The sequence below is a fragment of the Fictibacillus sp. 23RED33 genome (genome assembly GCF_015903925.1).
In the GTDB taxonomy this organism is placed as follows: Bacteria; Bacillota; Bacilli; order Bacillales; family Fictibacillaceae; genus Fictibacillus; species Fictibacillus phosphorivorans.
In genome coordinates this window covers 98,138-119,437 of sequence record NZ_JACZDX010000003.1, presented here as the reverse complement: position 1 = coordinate 119,437, position 21,300 = coordinate 98,138, and the positions used below count along the sequence as shown (strand labels likewise).

Below are 21,300 nucleotides of genomic sequence, written 5' to 3'. Positions count from 1 at the left end.
TATTTGAAAACAAAATCGTACACAAATTTAGTTTTCATAAGTACATTTGGGTGTTTTATGGCGTTTTATAAATCCTAATAATAACCAAATTAGTTTGATTCATCGCTAATTTGTTGAAAGACAAGCTATCTGGTTTTGGCACGTATCTTGCAACAAGAATATTGAATTTTCAAAATTATGATAGATCTTCTTTAAAGAGATAGATCTATGTGAATGGAGGAGAACTAATATCTTGAACAAAAAATGGATGTCTGTAACGTTGGCCATGACGCTTGGTTTATCACTGACGCTTCCATCAATGAGCTTCGCTAAAAACAAGGAGGATTGGAAAGGAAACCTCGTGATTGCGGGTGGAGCATTAGGCGGTAGCAATAAGGAAGTGTATAACGAATTTATCACTTTAGCTGGTGGGAAGAAGAAGGCAAAAATCGGAATCATACCTGCAGCAAGTAGTTCCTTAAAATCTTCACAAAGCTTTAAAGCAGATCTTATTACATATGGTTTACATGAACATCAGATCGAGATCGTTCCTTTAGCAAATCGAGATTTCAGCGGTACACCAGAAGATGAATCGAAATGGAAAAAAAACGCAAACAACAAAAAAATAGCCAAAAAGATTGAGAATTATAGTGCAATCTGGTTTGTTGGTGGAGATCAGCTTCGAATTACAGATACATTAGTTAAATCGAACGGGCATCGGACGAAAGCATTAGACGCGATCTGGAAGATGTATATAGAAGGAGGTGTCATTGGAGGAACGAGCGCTGGAGCAGCCGTTATGAGCGAAGTGATGATTACAGGTGGTGACAGCTTAGGTGCACTAAACAATGAATTTGTTAGGAAGAGCAAACTAAATTCAAGTAAGGAATACGAACCCGTGCATCTTGAAAAAGGGCTCGGATTCTTTAAGTATGGCATCGTAGATCAGCATTTTGATGAACGTGCACGTCTTGGTAGATTGGTGATGACAGCTCTAAAAGAAAAATCAAAGAAACAATTTGCTTATGGTGTAGATGAAGATACAGCTCTTATTGTGAACAACAAACAAAAAGCAGTCAAGATCGTCGGAAGAAGCGGTGTATCTGTTGTTGATGTTAGTAAAGTGAAGGTGACTGATTCTGATAAAGCTCATTTTCAAGATGTTTATATCAGCCATCTCGTGTCTGGTGATGCCTTAAATGTTTCTACTAAAGAATTTTTCATTAGTGACCATAAAGATGAGACGAACGAATATGAGTACTACGAATTCAAGCCACTTGATGCAACAGGAGTTTTTACTTCTTACGGAAGGTTGAAAGAATATCTCTCGTATTCTCTGATCGATAATAGGACAACTGATGCTGTAAAAAAGTTATTTGTACGATTCTAAAGGTGAAGGATTTCAGCTTACTTTTAGAAAAACGGAAAACACAAAAGGTTATTGGGGTTATAAGGACGGACAAAAAGATGACTATTCATTTACAAACGTTGCTTTCGACGTAGCCCCTAAAAGGGTAAGTTTCAAAAAGAATACGAATGCGTTTACTGAGTACAAAAAGTCTTCGTTTATACCACCAGTCATCGATCGCTCGAAACCGATTAAAGGAAACCTGTTGATTGCTGGAGGTTCTTTAGGAAGCAGTAATTTCGACGTATATAATAAGTTCATTGATCTTGCAAAACAAAAAGAAGATTCCAGAGTTGGGATTATACCTGCTGCAAGCTCAAGCTTATCTTCATCTAAGGCGTTTAAAGAAGACCTCGTCCGATACGGGATGTCTTCAGAAAATATAGAGATTCTTCCACTCGCTGTAACTGACGACAAAAAAACACCGGGCGATGAATCAAAATGGGCTGATTTAAATAAGAACGATCAAGAACTCGCAGAAAATGTTGAGGAATTAGATGCGATTTGGTTTGTAGGTGGAGATCAGACAAAGATCACAGCTTCGTTATTGAACAAGAACGGAACAAATTCAAAAGTATTGAACGCGATCTGGAAGACGTATAGAAACGGAGCAGTGCTTGGTGGGACGAGTGCTGGGGCAGCGATAATGAGTGAAGTAATGATTGCCGGTGGAGGCAGTCATGATACACTAGCATCCGGATTTACGAATACGTATGACGGAATGCTGCAACAAGAGGGAGGGCCAGGTTATCTAGAACGAGGGCTCGGTTTTTTTGAACACGGCATCATTGATCAGCACTTTGATAACAAAGCACGCCTTGGACGCTTGATCGCGGTAGTAGATGAAAAAGGTGAACCTAAGAATTTATCATATGGTATAGATGAAGACACCGCTCTTGTCATATATAACGAAGAGAAAAAAGCTGAAGTTGTTGGAAGAGGTGGCGTAACGTTAGTCGATATGTCTCAGCAGCTAAAAAGTCCAGATCTTGGTCAAAGTCAATTCAAGAATATTAAACTATCGTGGATCAATCATGGAGACTTGCTCGATCTAAAAACGAAGAACATAACCATAAACGAGAAGAAAGAAAGCACGAAAGGTTACGAGTATTACGAACATATCGTCCCGCCTCATTCTGGTGTATTAAGTGCACACGGTATGTTAGATAAATATATCTCTTACAATCTTGTTGATAATGCCGGAGCGGAGAGTGTAAAAAGTTACAGCTTTAATAACGGAAGGGGATTTGAGTTGAACTTTAGTAAGACCGAAGAAACAGAAGGTTATTGGGGATATACGGATGGGCAGAAAGACGATTATTCTTTCGTGAAGGTAAATCTTGATATAACTCCTGTAAATGTAAAAATAGATTCAATAAAATGATAATCTCAATTTGTGACCGACCATAATCTATCTGGTCGGTCTGATTGTGTTTACCTCTTATTAATGGAACCAAGTTTACAAAGTAAGCAGAAAACTAAGTCACTTTTCCTTTTCATTAAAGGATTCTAAAGTACCTTTTTCACCGATTTTCTGCTATAGTAAACAAGGAAAAGATCGATGTAAGAGGAGGAAGAACCGTGGAAAGCAAAATTGAAGTTCTTTCGACGCTAAAGGTGGACAAGTCGAGTGACTTGTATAAAGTAGTATCTGAACTGAACAAAACATTAAAGCATCAAGATTTAATGTTTGGGCTCGCGTTAGATGACGAAAATAAAAATAAGATGATTTTTACGATCTATCGCACATAGGAAGGCTTAAATATGGGAAAAAAGTGGATACTTGTTATTATTGGCATTCTAATCTTAGCAAGCTGGCAAGCTTATTATCTGTTTAATGGCGTTCAAGCAAAGCCCGCTAAAAAAGAAGCAGAAGCGGTTGAGATCGCTAAGAAAGAAGAGGACCTCGTTTCTATTACGAATGTGGATCACTTTTATAAGAACGAGACGTATTTTGTAGTAGAAGGCAAGAACAAAAAAGGCACAAACAAGATCGTTTGGGTCGATAAAAACAAAAAGGTTACCTCTTTGAACGCGAAAGAAGGGCTTTCAGAGAAACAGATCCTGAATTATGTGAAACAGAATCACGATGCGAAGACGATCGTCGACAGCCGTTTAGGCATGGAAGATGGCATTCCGTTGTGGGAAGTGGTCTATTATGACACGAATGACCGTTACACCTACTTTTATGGGTATTTTGAAAGTGGTGAGCGATACGAGATCTATCGTCTGAAAGAATCAGATCAATAGAAATCAGATGAAAAAAAGTGGAGGGATTTAGTAGTATGAAGCTTGCAAAACGTGTGGAGGCATTAACTCCTTCAACAACTCTAGCAATCACAGCAAAAGCAAACCAATTAAAGGCAGAAGGGCACGATGTAATCGCACTAGGTGCAGGTGAACCTGATTTTAATACACCGATACATATTATAGAAGCGGCTTATGAGTCTATGAAAGAAGGACATACAAAATATACGGCTTCCGGCGGCCTTTTATCACTGAAAAAAGCAATCGTGAACAAGCTGAAGCAAGATCAAGGTTTAACGTATGAAACGTCTGAGATCATCGTTAGTACAGGAGCGAAACATTCGTTGTATTCTCTGTTCCAAGCGATCCTTGATGAAGGAGACGAAGTGATCATCCCGATTCCGTATTGGGTGAGCTATCCTGAGCAAGTGAAACTAGCAGACGGTACACCTGTTTACTTAGAAGGAAAAGAAGAGAATGGCTTCAAGATCACAGCAGAAGACTTAACAAATGTCATCACGAAACAAACGAAGGCACTGATTCTAAACTCACCAAGCAATCCGACTGGATCTCTTTATTCGGCTGACGAACTGCGTGCGATCGGAGAAGTTTGTCTAGAGCATGATGTGTTGATCGTTTCTGATGAGATCTATGAAAAGTTAGTTTATGGCGGAGTGAAGCACACGTCGATCGCTGAGCTTTCACCTGAACTGAAGAAACAGACGATCATCATCAACGGTCTCTCTAAATCTCATGCGATGACAGGCTGGAGAATTGGATTTGCAGCAGGTGACGCTAAGATCATCAAAGCGATGACGAACCTAGACAGCCATAGTACATCAAATCCGACAACAACATCTCAGCACGGCGCACTTGCAGCTTATAACGGTACACAAGAACCGGTTGAAGAGATGCGTCAAGCGTTTGAAGAGCGTATGAACAAAGTGTACGACCGTCTGATCACGATTCCTGGCATCACATGTGTAAAACCGAACGGTGCGTTCTATCTGTTCCCGAACGCAACGGAAGCGGTAAGTATGACAGGATTTAACTCTGTTGATGAGTGGGTAGAAGCTCTTTTAGAAGAAGAAAAAGTGGCGTTAGTTCCAGGTTCAGGATTTGGAGCTCCTGATAACGTGAGACTTTCTTATGCAACGAGCCTTGATACGATCATGGAAGCGTTGGATCGCATCGAACGTTTTATCAACTCAAAACGCAAGTAATGATTGATTTTTAGAAAGTTCTCCTTCATAATTTTTTTTGGTAGATATTTGATAACGTACAGTGGAGGTACATGTAGTGAAAACAACGATTAAAAAGCTTAGTGAACACGTAGGCGAGACCGTAAAGATCGGTGCTTGGCTCTCTAATAAGCGTTCTTCAGGTAAGATCGCTTTCTTACAGCTTCGCGATGGATCTGGATTCGTACAAGGGGTTGTCGTAAAGAGTGAAGTTGGTGATGAGATCTTTGCAAAAGCAAAAGGACTTACGCAAGAATCTAGTCTTTACGTAACGGGTACAGTTAAAGAGGACGAGCGTTCAGCTCTAGGAGTAGAACTTGAAGTAACAGATGTTGAAGTGCTTCATCAAGCGGTAGACTATCCGATCACACCGAAAGAACACGGAACAGAATTCTTGATGGACCACCGTCACCTTTGGATCCGTTCTAAGCGTCAGCACGCGATCTTAAAGATCCGTAACGAGATCATTCATGCGGTGAACGAGTTCTTCTACAACAACGACTTTGCAAAAGTAGATCCTCCAATTCTTACAGGAAGCTCTGCAGAAGGAACAACTTCATTGTTCCATACGAAGTATTTTGAAGAAGATGCGTATCTTTCTCAAAGTGGACAACTCTACATGGAAGCAGCAGCGATGGCACTTGGAAAAGTATACTCGTTCGGTCCTACGTTCCGTGCAGAAAAATCAAAGACTCGTCGTCACTTGATCGAGTTCTGGATGATCGAGCCTGAGATGGCATTTGTGGAACACGAAGAATCTCTTGAGATTCAAGAGCAGTTCATCTCACACATCGTTCAATCTGTGATCTCACGCTGTGAAAACGAGCTGAAGACACTTGGACGTGACATCTCTAAACTAGAGAACGTAAAAGCGCCTTTCCCTCGCGTTTCTTATGACGATGCAATCAAGATGCTAAAAGAAAAAGGGTTTGACGATATCGACTGGGGAGATGACTTCGGTGCGCCGCACGAAACAGCGATCGCGGAAAGCTTCGATAAACCAGTTTTCATCACAAACTATCCGAAAGACATCAAAGCGTTCTACATGAAGCCAGATCCTAACCGCGATGATGTTGTACTTTGTGCAGACTTAATCGCTCCAGAAGGATACGGAGAGATCATCGGTGGAAGTCAACGTATCGACGACCTTGCCCTTATGGAACAGCGTTATGAAGAGCACGGATTAACAGACGATGCTTACAAATGGTACTTAGAACTTAGAAAATACGGAAGCGTTCCTCATTCAGGATTCGGTCTTGGATTAGAGCGTACAGTAGCTTGGATCTCTGGAGCGGAGCACGTTCGTGAAACAATTCCATTCCCACGTCTATTGAACCGTCTATATCCTTAATAAATTTTAAAATCTCCCTGTTATGCGGGGAGATTTTTTTATTGTTTTAAGTGGTGTTCTAAGTGTGGGAAACGTGCAATTAAGTCGTTTTGAGGAAGAATTAAGTCGTTTTCCGACGCGATTAAGTCTAAAATGAAAAAATTAAGTCAAAATCAGAACCAATTAAGTCAAAAAAAGAAAATAAAGGCGGTTCTGCAAATTTCGACAAGCCCCTAGCCTTAGCTCATCACGTCCAAAACTACTTTTTTTCTCAACATTCACCAGTACAGCGAAAATAAAAAAGCGAGTTTTATATGCTATAATGTAGCAAGAGGTGTTTTAGTGATGAACGGTAATTTATTTGAACGATGGATGGCTGAAGGATCGGTCAGCATCCCTAATATGTTAATCAAAACGTACAAAAAGATCGGCCTATCCGATAACGAATGCATGTTGTTTATACAGCTTCATGTTTTTATAGAATCAGGAAACTACTTTCCGACTCCTGTTGAGCTATCTGAACGGATGTCAGCTTCAAGTGATGAAGTGTCTGCTATGCTGCGGTCGTTGATCGGCAGAGGCGTGCTCGGCATGGATCAGTTCGAAGATAAAGAAAAAGGCGTCTACTTTGAGGCTTATACGCTTCAGCCGCTTTGGAACAGACTTCTTCAAAGTTTAAAAGAAGAAGAGCAGGTCCAAAAAGAGGTACATAAGGAGCATCAGGAACAGAACGTGTTTGTTCGTTTTGAAAAAGAGTTTGGTCGTCCTTTATCTCCAATGGAGCTTGAAACGCTAAAAATTTGGATGGATGAGGATCAACAGTCTCCAGAATTAATTCTCTCTGCATTAAAAGAGTCCGTTTTATCTGGAAAGCTGAACTTCCGATATATTGATCGTATTTTATTCGAATGGAAGAAGAACGGCATTAACAGTCCTGAAGCTGCAAAAACGTACGGTGAAAAATTCAGAGTGAGACAGCTGCAAAGAACAGGAAAACAAGAGCAACCGAGAAACGATACAGGTATCAAACGACCCCAATACAACTGGCTGGAATCGTAATACATGAAAAGGCCTTATTATTCTAAGGTCTTTCTTTTTTATAACAGGAGGTAACGTACACGTGTTAAACAAAGCACAGATTCAATTTTGCTTAGAGCAGATCGAGGATATGTTTCCGGACGCTCATTGCGAACTTCATCACTCGAACCCATTCGAGCTTACGATCGCGGTGCTGCTGTCTGCTCAATGTACAGATGCGCTCGTTAATAAAGTCACACCGAAGCTTTTTGAAAAATATAAAACACCGCAAGATTATTTGGACGTAACAATAGAAGAGCTGCAGGATGATATCCGATCGATCGGTCTATACCGAAACAAGGCGAAGAACATTCAAAAGTTGAGTGAACTCGTTTTGAACGAATACGGAGGAGAGATCCCGAAAGATCGAGATGAACTGACGAAGCTGCCGGGGGTAGGGCGAAAAACAGCAAACGTGGTAGTGTCTGTAGCATATGGCGTTCCTGCTATTGCTGTTGATACGCACGTTGAACGGGTTTCTAAGAGGCTAGGCATCTGTAAATGGAAAGACTCTGTTCTGCAGGTAGAAGAAACATTGATGAAGAAGATTCCAAAATCGCTTTGGGGGGCAACTCATCACCGTTTGATCTTTTTTGGAAGATATCACTGCAAAGCACAAAATCCAAACTGCCCAGAGTGTCCACTCCTCTCCATCTGCCGAGAAGGTAAGAAGCGGATGAACCAAAAAGAGAAGAAGAAGCTGACACAAAAAAGATAGCTTAAAACCGTAACCGCCAGTGGAGTTACGGTTTTTTCTTTGTATTTGAATCTGGTAGGTAGTGATGGACGGCACTCATAGGGGGTACTTTAGTGAGGTGAGGTTGTCATGATTTGTCGACCCGCTGATATATGATTAAAACTCGCCGAATTATCGTCCCAACTCGCCGAATTATGTACGAAATTTCATGGATTATTGAAGAAATTTCCTAAATCCATCTTACATATACCATTGCGGGTATGCTAAAGAAAGCTTCAAAAACAACATCAAATTCATTTCACAAGGTCTAAACAGCCGAACAAACCCTCAAATACTAACAAATCGTCTGAAAATCTGCACAAAAACCCCCTATGTACAAGCAATCACTTTCTTTCTACATACCATATAGAAAGGAGTGATGTTTTTGTGTCATATTCAATCACATATGACTATATTAAGTTAGGTAATGCAAGACCGGGTACGAAGCTTGACGGGCCATTCTTCGGAGTCGCTCACGATACGGGAAACCCAGGGACTTCCGCCCGAAACAACCGAAACTATTTTAACAACCAACAACCGAGTGCGAGCGCACATGTTTTTATAGATGATAAAGAGATCCTTGTGATCATACCGCTCGATGAAAAAGCGTATCATGTTCAATATGGAACACGATTGGACAACCTGCGTTTTGGTCGAGAATCGAATGATGCAGCGATCGGTGTGGAACTCTGCTGGGGAGGCGGGATCAATTTTCAAGAAGCGTATAAACGTTACGTCTGGTTCTGGGGTTACCTTTGCAAAAGATATAACTGGAGACCACAAGAAAAAATCGCAAGCCACAAACAATTAGATCCAGGGCGAAGAACAGATCCAGATAATGCTTTAAATCGTTATGGAATCACATATGACCAGTTCCTAAAAGATGTAGAGAATTCTATATCCAATCAAGCAATCCCAACACCAGCACCAAAACCTACTCCAAAACCAATACCAGGAGCTAACACTAGTATTTTAAGAAGTGGTGACACTGGTCAAAGAGTTAGAGATCTGCAGAACAAACTAAAACGAGCGGGTTACTCGCTTGTAGCAGATGGGATATATGGTCCAAATACAGAAAACGCCGTGAGAGCTTTCCAAAGAAAATACAAACTAGCAGTTGATGGAATCGCTGGACCGAACACGTTAAATAAGTTAGATGCTGTGTTAAAGCAGCCAGCAAAACCATCACAGCCGACAAAACCAAAGCCTGGAAGTTCTAACGGAAGCGCTGTTGTACCGTATCCGGGCTATGTCATCAAAAGAGGTTCAACTGACTCAAGCAATGTAAGCCGAATACAACGTGCATTAAATGTTACGGCGGATGGCATCTTTGGCTCACAAACGGAATCTGCAGTAAAAGCTTATCAAAAAAGAAAAGGTTTAGCTGTAGATGGAATCGTCGGACAAGCCACTTGGAATACACTCTTTTAAAGAGGTACAATAACTTTAGATAAGAGATTATCTTTTGATAAGCTCTTTTTTTTGGATAAAAAGCGGAGGCGTTCTAAATGAATGAGAAAATAGAAAACATTTTTATAGAGTGGAAAGAGAAATCAAAAGAAATTGCGTTACACTTTAAGAATCGTAACAAACAACAAGCAAAAGAACCAATGAAATACTTCTTACAACAGCTTTTGAAAACGATCTATATGGGAAATGGCGTGCAGCCTGATGATTTGATGAATTACAAAAACGATTTAAAGGAATTCAAGCACATACCTGTGAATGCGATCGAGCGGCTTACGTTCATTGAAGATCAGCCGGATCACTATCAATCGTACATACAACTCAGTGAGTTATTTTCTGAGTGGGAAAAGAAAAGTGTCATATTAAAAAAGCGCAGTACATAAGGACAAGACACTTGGACATATGATGATGACATGAGACGTTTTTTAGGAGGGGTATCATGCAGATTCATGTGGTGAAACGGGGCGATTCTCTTTGGAGACTTTCGCAGTACTATAAATTGCCGTGGCAGGAGCTAGCTACGGTTAACAGATTGGCAGAAAAAGACGTGCTAACAGTAGGACAGACACTTTTTATTCCAACACCGTTTACGTATACCGTTCAGCCTGGTGATTCATTAGAGGAGATCGGAAACAGGATCGGTGTATCTGTCGCACAGCTACAGCAGGCAAATCCCGGTGTGACAGATAGCAACCTCCGGCCAGGAACGCAACTGAACGTTCCACAGCGTACGAAGAAAACGATCGTCACGAACGCGTTTGCAGAACCTAATCCGAAAGCCCAAGCCAATTTTGATGCGGCCGCAAGAGCGCTGACGTACATTACGCTTTTTAGCTATGAAGTGAACGAGAAAGGCATATTCAAACCACTAAATGATACTGAGTTCTTAAAAGATGCTAAAAATAAAAACGTGCGCCCGATCATGGCGATCACGAACATAAAAGACGGAGAGTTTAGTGAAGAAGTCGGAACAGCGATTTTAACGAAAAAAGAGATTACTGATAAAGTGATAAACGAATCCTTACGAATCATGAAGCAAAAAGGGTATGAAGGGATCTCGGTGGACTTTGAGTTCTTAGGAAAACAAAACAAAGAAGCATACAATCAGTTCCTAAGAACGCTCACAGAAAAGATGCATCAAGAAAATTTCATTGTCATGACCGCGGTAGCACCAAAGATCTCAGGCACACAAGAAGGAGAATGGTACGAATCGCATGATTATAAAGCACACGGTGAGATCGTCGATTATGTGATTTTGATGACGTACGAGTGGGGATATAGCGGGGGACCGCCGATGGCCGTCAGTCCGCTTCCATCTGTAAAAAAAGTGCTCGACTATGCAGTGAGTGTGATCGATCCAAAGAAAATCCTGATGGGCATCAATCTGTACGGCTATGACTGGACGTTACCGTATAAACCGGGTGGTGAGTTTGCAAAAGCATTGAATCCGGTTCAAGCTACACAACTTGCAGGAAAGCGGCAGGCTGCGATTAAATACTCCAGAAAAGATGAAGCTCCATATTACCGTTATTGGGATAAACAGAAAAAAGAGCACGTGGTATGGTTTGAAGATCTTCGAAGCATGAGAGCAAAGTTTGATGTGGTCGACCAATACGGCTTTGCAGGAGTAAGCTTTTGGAACCTTTCGTTTGGTTATCCTGTATTTTGGAACTATTTGATCGATCGATATAACATCAAATAGAAAAAAATCCGCCAGCTAAAATCAGCTGACGGATTTTTTTAATCTTTATTGATTGAGAGGAGGGATGAGCCCTCCACCGTTTTGTTGTCTGTTTCCCTCTTGTCCAGGAGGTGTAGGGGTTGTACCAGGTTCACCTTCTGTAGGTGGCTCAGTTCCAGGCTCTTGTCCTGGAGGTGTGCCCGGTTGTTCACCTTCACCGCCTCCTTGATCAGGAGGAGTACCAGGTTCACCTTCTGTTGGCGGCTCAGTTCCAGGCTCTTCTCCAGGAGGAGTACCAGGCTCTTCGCCTTCACCCTCACCAGGTGGTGGCTCTTCACCTTCAGGGCCTTCTATCGTAATCGAAGTTCCTGCAGGATCACTTTCTGTGTTGTTCTCACTGTCGATCGCTATGACTTGGAACGAATATTTACCAGGAGCAGGTGCTGGAACAACGAACTTCGTATCGTTGATCGTTGCACGTTCCTGCATCGGTCCATCGTTATAGCTTGCGAGAACTCTAAACGTTACACCTTTTTTCTTACCATATTTCCATTTAACTTCGATCTCGTTTTTATCTTCTTTGTATTTCGCTTCTAATCCTTCGATCGAAGAAGGTTTTTCATAGCTATCACTGATCCCAGGAAGGTCAGATCCTTTAACGAAAAGCTCGATGATCTTCTCAGAATCAGGTGTGAATTCACTTGCGCGTTTACCTGTTCCTTTTTCCATCGCGACTTCCGTTACGGATTTCGGCTTCTTGAAGTCGGTGTTCTTATGATCTAACTCGCTCATGATATCACGGAAGATCTGCTTAGAATAATCGGCTTCATTGTCGTTTAGATAGAGACCGTTACCTTCTTTGTCTTTGTTCTCAGCATAACCGGTCCAAACAGCTGCTGTATAAGTAGGCGTATAGCCCGCCATCCAAGCATCTTTCGTCGCGCCATCTGGAAGACCGTACTTATCGCGATCTTCTTTAGAATAGTTTGTTGTACCTGTCTTACCCGCTAAGTTAAGTCCACTTACGTTCGCTTCACGACCAGTACCTCTGTCCATAACATCTTTTAGCATATCTGTGATCATATAAGCTGTATAATCTTTCATTGCTGCTTTTGGTTCTGAATCAACTTCAACTACACGTCCATCAGGGAATTCAACTTTACGTACCGTAGTTGGTTTTGAGTAGATCCCTCCGTTACCAAACGATGTATAAGCACCAGCTAATGTAAGAGGGGAAATACCACCGTTGAATCCACCGATTGCGTAGGATGGATAAGTTGTATCTGGATCTAAATTAAAACCTAACTTATTTGCAAAATCTGTTGCTTCTTCAGCGCCAACCTCTTGGAATGCTTGAACAGCAGTGGTGTTCTTCGATTCAACGAGTGCTTGACGCATTGAGATGTCTCCAACGTTTCGGTCGTTAAAGTTGTTAATCGTAATGTCTTTTAGTTCTACTGGTTCATCTTTCAAGATATAACCTGTGTTCCATTGTTTGTTTTCAATCGCAGGACCATAATCAAGGATAGGTTTAATAGTAGAACCGGGCTGACGCGTAATTTTTGAAGAGAAATAATTACTTAATTGACCGCCACGTCCACTTCCAACAGCACGAATTGATCCTGTCTTCGTATCAACTAAAGCAACTCCAGACTGTAGGTATTCATGCTCTTCATTTAATTTCGCTTTTAATACATCTTCAGTGGTTTGCTGAGCTTTCGTATCTAAATTTGTATAAATTTTAAGCCCAGATGAATAGATATCTGCTTCTTCAAGACCTTCTATATCTTTGAGATCATCAATAACCTGTTTAATGTAAGCGTCATAAGGTCGAGTTTCAGTCTTAACTTCGCCTTCTTTGATCATGTCTTTAACAGAAATGCTTTTAGCTTTTTCTGCTTCTTCTTTTGAGATGAACTTATGCTGAGCCATCAAGTTCAAAACAACGTTACGTCGATGTTCTGCTTCTTTTGGGTTTCTAGTAGGATCATAATAACTTGGTGCTTTCGGCAGACCAGCTAAGAGAGCTGCTTCTTGCACTTCAAGTTGATCAACATCCTTGTTGAAATATACTTTTGCGGCTGTTGCAATTCCATAAGCATTGTTTCCAAAGTAGATTTTATTTAAATACATTTCAAGAATTTGATCTTTTGAATATTTCTGTTCCAATTGAACAGAAAGATAAGCTTCGCGAATCTTACGAGTAAGAGATTTTTCATTTGTTAAAACGGTATTCTTAATAACCTGCTGAGAAATCGTACTCGCACCTTCTGCTCCAAAGCCTTCCCTAACGTTAGCGAAAGCGGCACCAGCGATACGACGTACATCTATACCGCTATGCTCACGGAAACGTACGTCTTCTGTTGCAATAAAAGCATTTTGTACAGGTTCTGGAATTTCATTAATCTTTACACGAATTCGTTTTTCTTCACCTGCAACAAGAGAAACTTCCTTGTCGTTCATATCCATAATCTTAGAGGATACTGGTGTTTCTAGTTTCTTAGGATCTAATTTAGGAGAGGTCGCGGCAATAACGCCGATCGTTAACAGTCCTAAAACACCTAATATAAGAGCAAGGATCAACAGAGTCTTCTTCCAGTTACGTCCTCGTCTAGGTTTTTTAGTTTTTGTTTTAGTTGCCGGTTTGGAACCATCACTAGATTGTCTGCGTTCCATACGGCTTCGGTAATCTTTTGACATTGTTTTACCAACCTTTCAACTTCATAAAAAATGAACACGTTCAATTATTCGACGACATTTGACAATTTATGAACGACTAGAAATAGACAGAATCTACCACTTGTAAATAATGGAGCCGAGGTTGATACCCGATATTTATAGAATGTCCTTTTTCCTCGATTTCACCCTTCGGAATGGATTTTCTGCCTTCTCTCTGTTCGTTCCAAAACGTGATCAAGTGAGAACTGTCGAATAGATAGCTCTCATCTGTTGCAGAGAAACGAAGGATGACGAACGAGATCCCACCATGATCTAAGATGTGCTGCATATGAAGTAACTGATGTTCATGAAAGTTCTTTAGTGGGAAGCTCGTCTTATTCTTTGTTTCTTTTGCCTCAAAGTCAATGTATCTTCCTTTATACACCCCATTGTAATCTGTCGTGGAAGCGAGTTTAAAGTATGCTTCACGAATGACAGCGGCAGATCGTTTTGGATATTCTACATTTACGATCTGAACCGGAGTAGGTTTCTTATGGATGATCGCTTGATTGGTTAAAAGATAATATTCGTTGCTCTGATTAATATCATCTTCTAACGACATTCCTCTGTTGCTGTACGAAATATCCTTTTTGATAGAAGATGAAGATTGTTTTTTCACGATAGAAGTCACTTTCTTACCGTTTGGATAATGAAAGGTACCCATGATTCATCTCCTTTACAACGAAAGATGGCTATGCGCATGAAAAAAACGATACACATAGCCGTTGGATGTTTACTTTTTTAGTAGTCGAGAAAGTTCTTCTTCTACAAAGCCCATGACGACTTCTTTTGCGTCCTCCGTTTCAATAACGGTAACAGGAGTTGCAGAAGCGCCGAGGTCGATCACTTCTTTCATATAGGCATCGTTTTTACGAATATCTCGTTCTTCAAAAGGAATCTCGTTTGCTTTTAGCCACTCTTTTTCTGCAAAGCATGGAGGGCACGTTTCTTGTGTATAAAGTATTACTGTCTTCGCCAAAGGTCTATGCCTCCTTTTTCCAAATACATCTTTCATAACCATTAGTTTACTCTTTTTTCTTATATGACACAAATATTTTATAACACGAAAGCGAACGATAGAAAATAGGACAAAAAGCATGGAGGAAGAGCGTGGTACAGCATAATGACGATATCATTCAACACATTTTGAAACGTACGAATTCACAAAATCGTGACAATATTTCACGTACCGTAAGCTATGCCACATTTTTTAAACATAACCCTGAAGTAAGGTGGGCGATGCTCGCAAGTCTTGTTTCGAGAAATGCAGGTTACAGCATGTGTGATTTAAAAGGGGACTGGTTGCCTAGAATGTTGTCTAGGGATACTAGAAAGCATCTATTTCTAACATATGAACGGGCTAACTGGCTGATCTTTCAGGATGCGTATCCACAGCTATTGATCTATGAGTACTCAAAGAAACAGGGTCAGCCATATTTTCATCTGCTCAAATACTTTGGTGTTTCTACATTTATGGTTCATGAGTGGGAAAAATTCTGGAAAGAGAAAGATTTGAAGCGAATTTGTACGTCTTTAATCATTAATGAACAACACGTGATCGAAAAGCCAGTTATAGAGGATGGGTTCTATAAGAAGAGGATCTTTTCAAAGGTACCTTTTCTCTTTCAAGATTTTATGCATTTTAGTACCGTGCTTTTTCCTGTTGAGAAAGGGGAAGTGATTGGAATATCCGTCCATGGATTTAAAAAGACGAAAAATAGGATTGAAACAGGAAAAAAACTATACACCATTTTGTTTGAATCAAAGTGGAGTGAAGATATTCTTTCTTTTGCTGATAAAGTCACTCACACCGGATCTAGACATGATTTTGAAACCTACATCTATCCCGACAAAAAAAGAGAGACTCCGTTCTTAAGACTTGCGTTTCCGATCATCGAGCATAACCGGTCGAACACAGGAGATTGGTACCGAAAGAATATGAACACTGAAAAATTTTATGAACCCGTAAAACCACTGCATTCCATTTTGTTAACCGATTGGTACAAACAAAAACAAAGGCAGCTTAAAATAGGAATCCTCTTAAAAGAGTGGATCTTGCATGCATAAAAGAAGACGGCTTTTTTGAGCCGTCTTTACTGATTTATGTGCTAGGGATATCAGGGCCGTTCAGCTTTTTGTCACCATAGCCAGTGCTGTTCTTTTGCTCTCTTTTTTGAGTACCTGTTTCTCCTTGGTTCGTGTACTGATCCTGCTGTTTTTGCTGTTTGCTGTCTTGGTTCATGTTGGCACCTCCTTTTTAAATCACCTGAACTGCTCTTAGTTTTGGAGTTGTTGCGACTGAATATACAAACAATCAACAAATTGAGTGTCGAAATTGTAATGATTCCGTTGTATTCCACTTTCTTTGCCGAATGAAAACTAGTTTTGTCAGGTGTGAAGGGGATGAAGTGAGGATGCTAGAAAATAGTACTCACAAGAAAACGGGGAGGGATTCATGATGGAAATGGTGTTGATGAAAACCAAAACGGTCTCTGAAGAACTTGGGGTGAATCCAACAACAGTTCAGCGTTGGGTCAGACATTTTAACATACAATGTGACAAGAATGAGCATGGTCATTATCTATTTAAGCAAGACGACATCGATCAGTTAAAAGAGATTAAAGCTCAACTCGACAACGGACTTTTGATGAGTGACATACAAGTTCAGTCGATGCATTCAACAGAGCAATCAATGGAACTGCCAACCCAGTTTGAAGATAAATTCAATCGTTTGAATAAAGCGATAGAGGCACTGGAAAAGAAAGTGGAAGAAAAAGCAGATGGAGTCGTTTCCTATCAGATGCTACAGCATGCAACAGAGCTTGAAGAACTGATCAAAAAGATGGAGAACATGGAAGCGCGTCTGCAAGATTTAGAAGTGGCACTTCTAAAGCAGGATTATCCTGAAGAGCGACTATATATAAAAGAAAAATCAAAGAAGAACTGGTTCGTCAGTTTGTTTACGCTATAGAATGTATATGAGGGAAGTTGATTTCCGTTACAGGATGCTCGCTTTCCGTGGGGCGACCGGTGAGCCACTTGCCGCTTTGCGCTTCTAAGTGTCTCACCTGACCACTCGTCCCACAGGAGTCTCGCACCTTTCACTCCTATCAACTTTCAAAGTAGCAAACAACATACAAAGCTAGCTCTCTGCTACAAAAAAGACCGAAAAACAAATCAAAAAGTGTAAGTCTCTTCATTCTTTGGTAGGATATAAAGAATGGGGGGACTTTTTTAATGGACCATTTATATACATTAACAACTGAACTAATCGCTGATATAGATGAAGCATTTCATATTTTTAAGACAGAAACGAAAACGAGAGAAACGGAAGCGGACTTTTTTACAGAGGTGAAACCATTTGCCGATCGCATCCATTTTCGCGTGAAAGACTGGGAGCCACTCGCGAGAGACTGGGTGATCGCCAACAAACCCAAATATCTATACCCGATTCAGATCAAGACCGCTGCTGAAAATATCGGCTATTTAGGCGTTTATGTCTTTCAAAAGAAAATGAAAGACAAACGGATCACAGAGATGGTGAAATCTGTTCTCTATGTATTGAACCAGATGAAAAATCAAATGGAGGAAAACGAGAATCGATAATTTCACGTACCGTACTAAAATATTGTTTTTAAAAATTAGGGAGAGAACAAGATGTATCATCCATCTGTTTATGATAATCTAAAGGTTGTGCTCGAAGGAGCTGTGTACGACCTTGATTTTTCAAGAGAAATTGAGATCATTAATCGTAAAGATTTAATGGATCAAGCAATCATCGAAAGAAATTATTGTATTGATTTTGTAGTTTCTGCAATCGGGGAATCTATGAGAGGGACGATTTCCTTAACTTCAAATCTAGAAGACCTGGCTATGGAGAAGTTAAACGATAATCCAGAAGGAGCAGGCAGTAAGTTATCCTGTGTGATTGAGACTCCCGTTTATGAAATTGAAACAGATTGCAAACAACTTCAATCCATACTGAAAAAATGGGGAAGCGGAGATTTAAAAGGTGACATTCAGCAAAAACTTACTTATATATATGGACAACCAAGACATGTATTTACCAACACGATTTCTATACAATTGCAGAAGCCGGTTGCTGAAGAAGAACCTGAGCGAATTTCATCCGTACTTGAACAATTAATTGCATCAATGAAAGAAATGAATGAATATTTTAAGGGGTATAAAAAATGACACAATCGCTACAAAACTTTCCGGAATTTATCCAAAACGCTTGGAACAAAAGCGGATTTTCAGCATTTACAGATATTCAAGAACGAGCAATACCTGAGCAGTTAGAAAACAAAGATTTAATCATCGAATCTCCAACTGGAACAGGCAAGACCCTTGCTTATGCATTGCCTGCACTATCAAAATTAAACCCAGAAATTAAGAATGCTCAAGTTCTCTTTTTAGCGCCAACACGAGAACTAGCAATGCAAATATACGATGTATGTCAGAAGTTCACCGAAAACAGCGGACTAAGTGGGGCATCTCTCATTGGTGGAGCAAACATGCAGCGTCAGTTGGATAAATTGAAAAAGAAACCACAATTTATCGTAGGAACTCCTGGGCGAGTAAAAGAATTGATCCAAAATAAAAAACTTAAAGTGCATGAAGTAAAAACCATTGTGATCGATGAAGCCGATCACATTATTGAAGCTGGATTTAACGGAGACGTTGAACAAGTAATCGCAGCTACTTTAAAAGACCGTCAGCTTGTATTCGTATCCGCTACGATCAATAACAAGACAGAAGACTGGTCAAGAAAATTAGCAGTAGCACCAGTTATCGTTAAAGTAGAAAAAGACTTAGTAAAGAGCGAAGTCACGCATACGTTTATGGTGTCTGATTACCGTGATAAAGTCGAAAACTTGCGCAAACTTATTCGTCATACTCCTGGAATTAAAGCGATGGTCTTCATCAATAGTTCGATGAAGATGGATGAGTTCGCAACAAAACTTGAGTACAAGAAGATCAAGCTAGGTGTATTGGCGGGTAATTCAACTAAACAAGATCGTCAAAAAGTGATCAACGACTTTAAGAATGGAAAGATTCCTGTTCTTCTAACAACAGATGTTGCGACACGTGGATTAGATATTCCTGACGTTACACACGTTGTTCATTTTGAAATGCCAGAAGACGTAAAGCAATACGTCCACCGATCTGGAAGAACAGGGCGTATGGGAAAAGAAGGTACAGTCGTTTCCTTAGTAACGAAAGCAGAACTAACTTCTGTGAAAAAATGGACTGCGAAGATGAACGTACCTCTTCAAAAGCAGCTGCTTGAAAAAGGACAAGTCATCGTAGAAGAAGGTGCTAATAAAGGACCATCAACTAAACGAACTGCTCCAAAAAACGAGAAAAACATGCAGAGAAAGTCTGAAGTATCTAAAAAAAGAAGATAGTTGCAATTAAAGGATTTTTCATAAACCGATAGAATTCTTTCTCTAAAGGGGAGAGATACATTTGGAAATCACTGAATTTCTATATCAAATTAAACCAATAAGAGCAGATTTAATGGAAAATCAAACACAAGAAGAACAAGAAAAGCTTCAATCTCATTTTCTGTACCTTCAAGATTTGTTAGAGAAGGGAAAATTGGTATTGGCTGGACCATGTCTAGATGCATCGTTTGGTGTTGTTATTCTTCAAAATACAAACGAAGAAGAAGCACAAGAATTCATGGAAAATGATCCAGCAGTCAAGGGGAAGATCATGACAGCAAAACTGTATCCTTTTCGTGTGTCACTAATGAAGAAATAATCATCTTAGCACTGTAACCATCGGTTGGTTACAGTGTTTTTTTATGCTTTTTCCCAAAGAATATTGTTTTTAGCTCCAGCAGCTCTTTTACTCTTTACCATCGTTTTAAATGTAATGACATTGGTTGACTATCGTGGCAAAGCAGCGAGTTAAACGAACCTAAAAATAATGTAGAAGCTAGAAAAAGGGAAATCAATCAAGATTCCCTTTTTTTTTGACTTTTCTTTTCATAGTACTCATACCTTAACTTACGTTGACGAATCTGCTCTACTTGCAAATCCACAACTTTAATGAGAGATATTAAGACAAGAATAGGGACTCCGAAATATAAAAATAAAGTTAAAAAGAGACCTAAGTACATTATTTCCATACCTTGAACATAACCCCCAATAATTTTTTAATAAAAACAACCTTATTTTACCATTAATATTTGTAAAATTAAGTAAATTTAATATAATTATAATAACATCCTCTGATAATGACTTTTTTTTATATAAGAAAGGTGGAGTGTTATGTTTTGGTTCTTCTTGGGGCTTGCAGGTATCACACTATTATTCATATTGTTCGTTATAAATGGACGACGTGAATTTTATTTAGACCAAGAAAAACCTTCCAAAGATAAAAGCGATTTGTGAGGTATGGCAATATTGTTATACGTGCAAAAGATGACTAATCTTACATCATTTCAACAGTCATATAATCTGAGAAGCAAATAGAGAAAGGAAGTCGACTCATGTTTTGGTTATACTTTTTAATCCCGTTGACTATTATCATTGTTTTAGCTGTTTTGGTTGATAAACATAATAAAAAGAAGGGTTTGAAATCTAGAGTTAAGCATAGCGATATTAAACATTTATGTATGCAAGAACCTCCAGAAAGCAGTCGATCAACAAAATAGATTTTAACGAATACCTATGAAAACACAGCAAACCGACCAGTTCCTTACGGGTCGGTTTGCTGTCCTTTTATCCCCTCCACCAAACATTCCGATAAGGCTGAACGTACGGAGTTTCAGGATGCTGTTGAACATATTGCATCTGCTGATAGGTTTGTTCATGGTTTGCATGGTAGGTATATTCACCGTTTCGCTGACAGTTCGTGTAAGGTCCTATATAAGTAGAAGGTTGAACAGGGGCAACGGTTTCTTTCCATTGATTCTCGTCAAGACAATACGTATGCGCCATAACATTAGCAGGGGTGAATCTCAGTATATCTGAACCGAGAATAACTTGTGGAGTCGGTGCATTAAAAATCGCTAGAATATGAGTGTTATCTTCTAAAGCGATTTCATAATGCCACCAGCCTTGAGGAACGTTTGCCACTTGGCCAGGTGTGATCTTGAAGTTCAATAACTGTTTGGTAAATGGATTCAGGATCGATACAAGAACAGAGCCTGAGATACAATAGACAAGTTCTGCTGCATTCTGATGATAATGAGGCTCAACAACATTGCTCGTACTCATAAAGATGTCTAATAATGATACGTCTTCTAAAGTATTCAACTGGTTAATACCTAATACATTGATATAATTTCGGCTGTCTTTTTTGAACAGTGGACTCGTATTTACATCAAACGTAAATTGAGTAGAGGGAGATGTATAATCCATATATGAAACCATAAGGTGCTTCACCTCTTCTTAGGCGTTT

Annotated in this window: 22 protein-coding genes and 1 pseudogene; 18 read left to right on the top strand and 5 right to left on the bottom strand. The window is 39.9% G+C overall.

Going from position 1 to position 21,300, the window contains the following annotated elements; translation table 11 throughout:
- Positions 1–232 precede the first annotated feature (232 nt).
- The 12 genes and pseudogenes from IHV09_RS22445 (at position 233) to IHV09_RS12325 (ending at position 11,187) form a co-directional block, all read left to right on the top strand.
- Positions 233–1,369, top strand: coding sequence for a cyanophycinase (locus IHV09_RS22445; protein ID WP_231618293.1), 1,137 nt, complete (start codon positions 233–235; stop codon positions 1,367–1,369).
- A complete protein-coding gene (locus tag IHV09_RS22440; protein ID WP_231618292.1) occupies positions 1,356–2,771 on the top strand; it encodes a cyanophycinase in 1,416 nt (471 codons plus the stop codon). Before IHV09_RS22445 ends, IHV09_RS22440 begins: the two co-directional genes overlap by 14 nt.
- Positions 2,772–2,968: 197 nt before the next feature.
- Entirely contained in the window at positions 2,969–3,139 is a 171-nt protein-coding gene (locus IHV09_RS12365; protein WP_082820684.1) for a YpmA family protein, read from the top strand.
- Between the two features lie 12 nt (positions 3,140–3,151).
- Positions 3,152–3,637, top strand: a complete 486-nt coding sequence (locus IHV09_RS12360) for a DUF5590 domain-containing protein (protein WP_197130575.1) — start codon at positions 3,152–3,154, stop codon at positions 3,635–3,637.
- A 35-nt stretch (positions 3,638–3,672) separates the two neighbouring features.
- On the top strand, positions 3,673–4,857 hold the full coding sequence (locus IHV09_RS12355; RefSeq protein WP_197264642.1) for a pyridoxal phosphate-dependent aminotransferase: 1,185 nt from the start codon (positions 3,673–3,675) through the stop codon (positions 4,855–4,857).
- Between the two features lie 76 nt (positions 4,858–4,933).
- Positions 4,934–6,226: an asparagine--tRNA ligase gene (asnS, locus tag IHV09_RS12350; RefSeq protein WP_197191562.1), complete on the top strand. Its 1,293-nt coding sequence runs from the start codon at positions 4,934–4,936 to the stop codon at positions 6,224–6,226.
- Positions 6,227–6,550: 324 nt separating this feature from the next.
- Complete coding sequence (locus IHV09_RS12345) at positions 6,551–7,264, top strand: DnaD domain-containing protein (protein WP_197130564.1); 714 nt, start codon at positions 6,551–6,553, stop codon at positions 7,262–7,264.
- A 61-nt stretch (positions 7,265–7,325) separates the two neighbouring features.
- Positions 7,326–8,000 carry an endonuclease III gene (gene nth / locus IHV09_RS12340; protein ID WP_197264641.1) on the top strand — a complete coding sequence of 225 codons (675 nt, stop codon included), beginning with the start codon at positions 7,326–7,328 and terminating at the stop codon, positions 7,998–8,000.
- 405 nt (positions 8,001–8,405) lie between these two features.
- Positions 8,406–8,906, top strand: a pseudogene (locus IHV09_RS22435) (peptidoglycan recognition protein family protein); the annotation flags it as partial.
- A gap of 9 nt (positions 8,907–8,915) precedes the next feature.
- Positions 8,916–9,449, top strand: coding sequence for a peptidoglycan-binding domain-containing protein (locus IHV09_RS22430; protein ID WP_370568981.1), 534 nt, complete (start codon positions 8,916–8,918; stop codon positions 9,447–9,449).
- Positions 9,450–9,526: 77 nt separating this feature from the next.
- The gene (locus IHV09_RS12330) at positions 9,527–9,868 is read left to right on the top strand and encodes a YpoC family protein (protein WP_197264639.1); all 342 of its coding nucleotides are present in this window, start codon (positions 9,527–9,529) and stop codon (positions 9,866–9,868) included.
- Between the two features lie 56 nt (positions 9,869–9,924).
- Positions 9,925–11,187 (top strand): glycosyl hydrolase family 18 protein, encoded by a 1,263-nt coding sequence (locus IHV09_RS12325; protein ID WP_197264638.1) that lies wholly within the window; start codon positions 9,925–9,927, stop codon positions 11,185–11,187.
- Positions 11,188–11,232: 45 nt separating this feature from the next.
- Here the strand turns inward: IHV09_RS12325 and IHV09_RS12320 are convergent, their stop codons facing one another.
- From IHV09_RS12320 to IHV09_RS12310, 3 genes are all read right to left on the bottom strand, one after another.
- Complete coding sequence (locus tag IHV09_RS12320; protein ID WP_197130549.1) at positions 11,233–13,866, bottom strand: PBP1A family penicillin-binding protein; 2,634 nt, start codon at positions 13,864–13,866, stop codon at positions 11,233–11,235.
- Between the two features lie 76 nt (positions 13,867–13,942).
- Positions 13,943–14,548, bottom strand: coding sequence for a Holliday junction resolvase RecU (gene recU, locus IHV09_RS12315; protein WP_197130545.1), 606 nt, complete (start codon positions 14,546–14,548; stop codon positions 13,943–13,945).
- Between the two features lie 69 nt (positions 14,549–14,617).
- Positions 14,618–14,863, bottom strand: coding sequence for a glutaredoxin family protein (locus IHV09_RS12310; protein ID WP_197130541.1), 246 nt, complete (start codon positions 14,861–14,863; stop codon positions 14,618–14,620).
- A 131-nt stretch (positions 14,864–14,994) separates the two neighbouring features.
- Between IHV09_RS12310 and IHV09_RS12305 the strand changes: the two genes are divergently transcribed.
- The gene (locus tag IHV09_RS12305; RefSeq protein WP_370568969.1) at positions 14,995–15,951 is read left to right on the top strand and encodes a DUF2515 family protein; all 957 of its coding nucleotides are present in this window, start codon (positions 14,995–14,997) and stop codon (positions 15,949–15,951) included.
- A gap of 34 nt (positions 15,952–15,985) precedes the next feature.
- Here IHV09_RS12305 and IHV09_RS12300 read toward each other — a convergent pair whose 3' ends face one another.
- Complete coding sequence (locus IHV09_RS12300; protein ID WP_197264637.1) at positions 15,986–16,126, bottom strand: hypothetical protein; 141 nt, start codon at positions 16,124–16,126, stop codon at positions 15,986–15,988.
- 213 nt (positions 16,127–16,339) lie between these two features.
- On the opposite strand from IHV09_RS12300, the gene IHV09_RS12295 reads away from it, so the two are divergent.
- The 5 genes from IHV09_RS12295 to IHV09_RS12275 all read left to right on the top strand — a co-directional run bounded on the left by IHV09_RS12295 (position 16,340) and on the right by IHV09_RS12275 (position 19,653).
- Positions 16,340–16,855 (top strand): MerR family transcriptional regulator, encoded by a 516-nt coding sequence (locus IHV09_RS12295; RefSeq protein ID WP_197264636.1) that lies wholly within the window; start codon positions 16,340–16,342, stop codon positions 16,853–16,855.
- Between the two features lie 266 nt (positions 16,856–17,121).
- Positions 17,122–17,490, top strand: a complete 369-nt coding sequence (locus tag IHV09_RS12290) for a DUF1798 family protein (protein WP_197264635.1) — start codon at positions 17,122–17,124, stop codon at positions 17,488–17,490.
- Positions 17,491–17,541: 51 nt separating this feature from the next.
- A complete protein-coding gene (locus tag IHV09_RS12285) occupies positions 17,542–18,081 on the top strand; it encodes a hypothetical protein (RefSeq protein ID WP_197264634.1) in 540 nt (179 codons plus the stop codon).
- Positions 18,078–19,295 carry a DEAD/DEAH box helicase gene (locus IHV09_RS12280; RefSeq protein ID WP_197264633.1) on the top strand — a complete coding sequence of 406 codons (1,218 nt, stop codon included), beginning with the start codon at positions 18,078–18,080 and terminating at the stop codon, positions 19,293–19,295. The genes IHV09_RS12285 and IHV09_RS12280 overlap by 4 nt, the downstream gene beginning before the upstream one ends.
- A 61-nt stretch (positions 19,296–19,356) precedes the next feature.
- Positions 19,357–19,653: a YciI family protein gene (locus IHV09_RS12275; RefSeq protein WP_197264632.1), complete on the top strand. Its 297-nt coding sequence runs from the start codon at positions 19,357–19,359 to the stop codon at positions 19,651–19,653.
- Positions 19,654–20,618: 965 nt separating this feature from the next.
- On the opposite strand, the gene IHV09_RS12270 is transcribed toward IHV09_RS12275, so the two are convergent.
- Entirely contained in the window at positions 20,619–21,272 is a 654-nt protein-coding gene (locus tag IHV09_RS12270) for a cupin domain-containing protein (protein ID WP_197130515.1), read from the bottom strand.
- Positions 21,273–21,300 lie beyond the last annotated feature (28 nt).

Coding starts and splice junctions, on each gene's coding strand:
- IHV09_RS12360 (WP_197130575.1), top strand. CDS start 3,152: ATGGGAAAAAAGTGGATACTTGTTATTATTGGCATTCTAATCTTAGCA.
- IHV09_RS12355 (WP_197264642.1), top strand. CDS start 3,673: ATGAAGCTTGCAAAACGTGTGGAGGCATTAACTCCTTCAACAACTCTA.
- IHV09_RS12345 (WP_197130564.1), top strand. CDS start 6,551: ATGAACGGTAATTTATTTGAACGATGGATGGCTGAAGGATCGGTCAGC.
- IHV09_RS12330 (WP_197264639.1), top strand. CDS start 9,527: ATGAATGAGAAAATAGAAAACATTTTTATAGAGTGGAAAGAGAAATCA.
- IHV09_RS12325 (WP_197264638.1), top strand. CDS start 9,925: ATGCAGATTCATGTGGTGAAACGGGGCGATTCTCTTTGGAGACTTTCG.
- IHV09_RS12320 (WP_197130549.1), bottom strand. CDS start 13,866: ATGTCAAAAGATTACCGAAGCCGTATGGAACGCAGACAATCTAGTGAT.
- recU (WP_197130545.1), bottom strand. CDS start 14,548: ATGGGTACCTTTCATTATCCAAACGGTAAGAAAGTGACTTCTATCGTG.
- IHV09_RS12300 (WP_197264637.1), bottom strand. CDS start 16,126: ATGAACCAAGACAGCAAACAGCAAAAACAGCAGGATCAGTACACGAAC.
- IHV09_RS12295 (WP_197264636.1), top strand. CDS start 16,340: ATGATGGAAATGGTGTTGATGAAAACCAAAACGGTCTCTGAAGAACTT.
- IHV09_RS12290 (WP_197264635.1), top strand. CDS start 17,122: ATGGACCATTTATATACATTAACAACTGAACTAATCGCTGATATAGAT.
- IHV09_RS12285 (WP_197264634.1), top strand. CDS start 17,542: ATGTATCATCCATCTGTTTATGATAATCTAAAGGTTGTGCTCGAAGGA.
- IHV09_RS12280 (WP_197264633.1), top strand. CDS start 18,078: ATGACACAATCGCTACAAAACTTTCCGGAATTTATCCAAAACGCTTGG.
- IHV09_RS12270 (WP_197130515.1), bottom strand. CDS start 21,272: ATGGTTTCATATATGGATTATACATCTCCCTCTACTCAATTTACGTTT.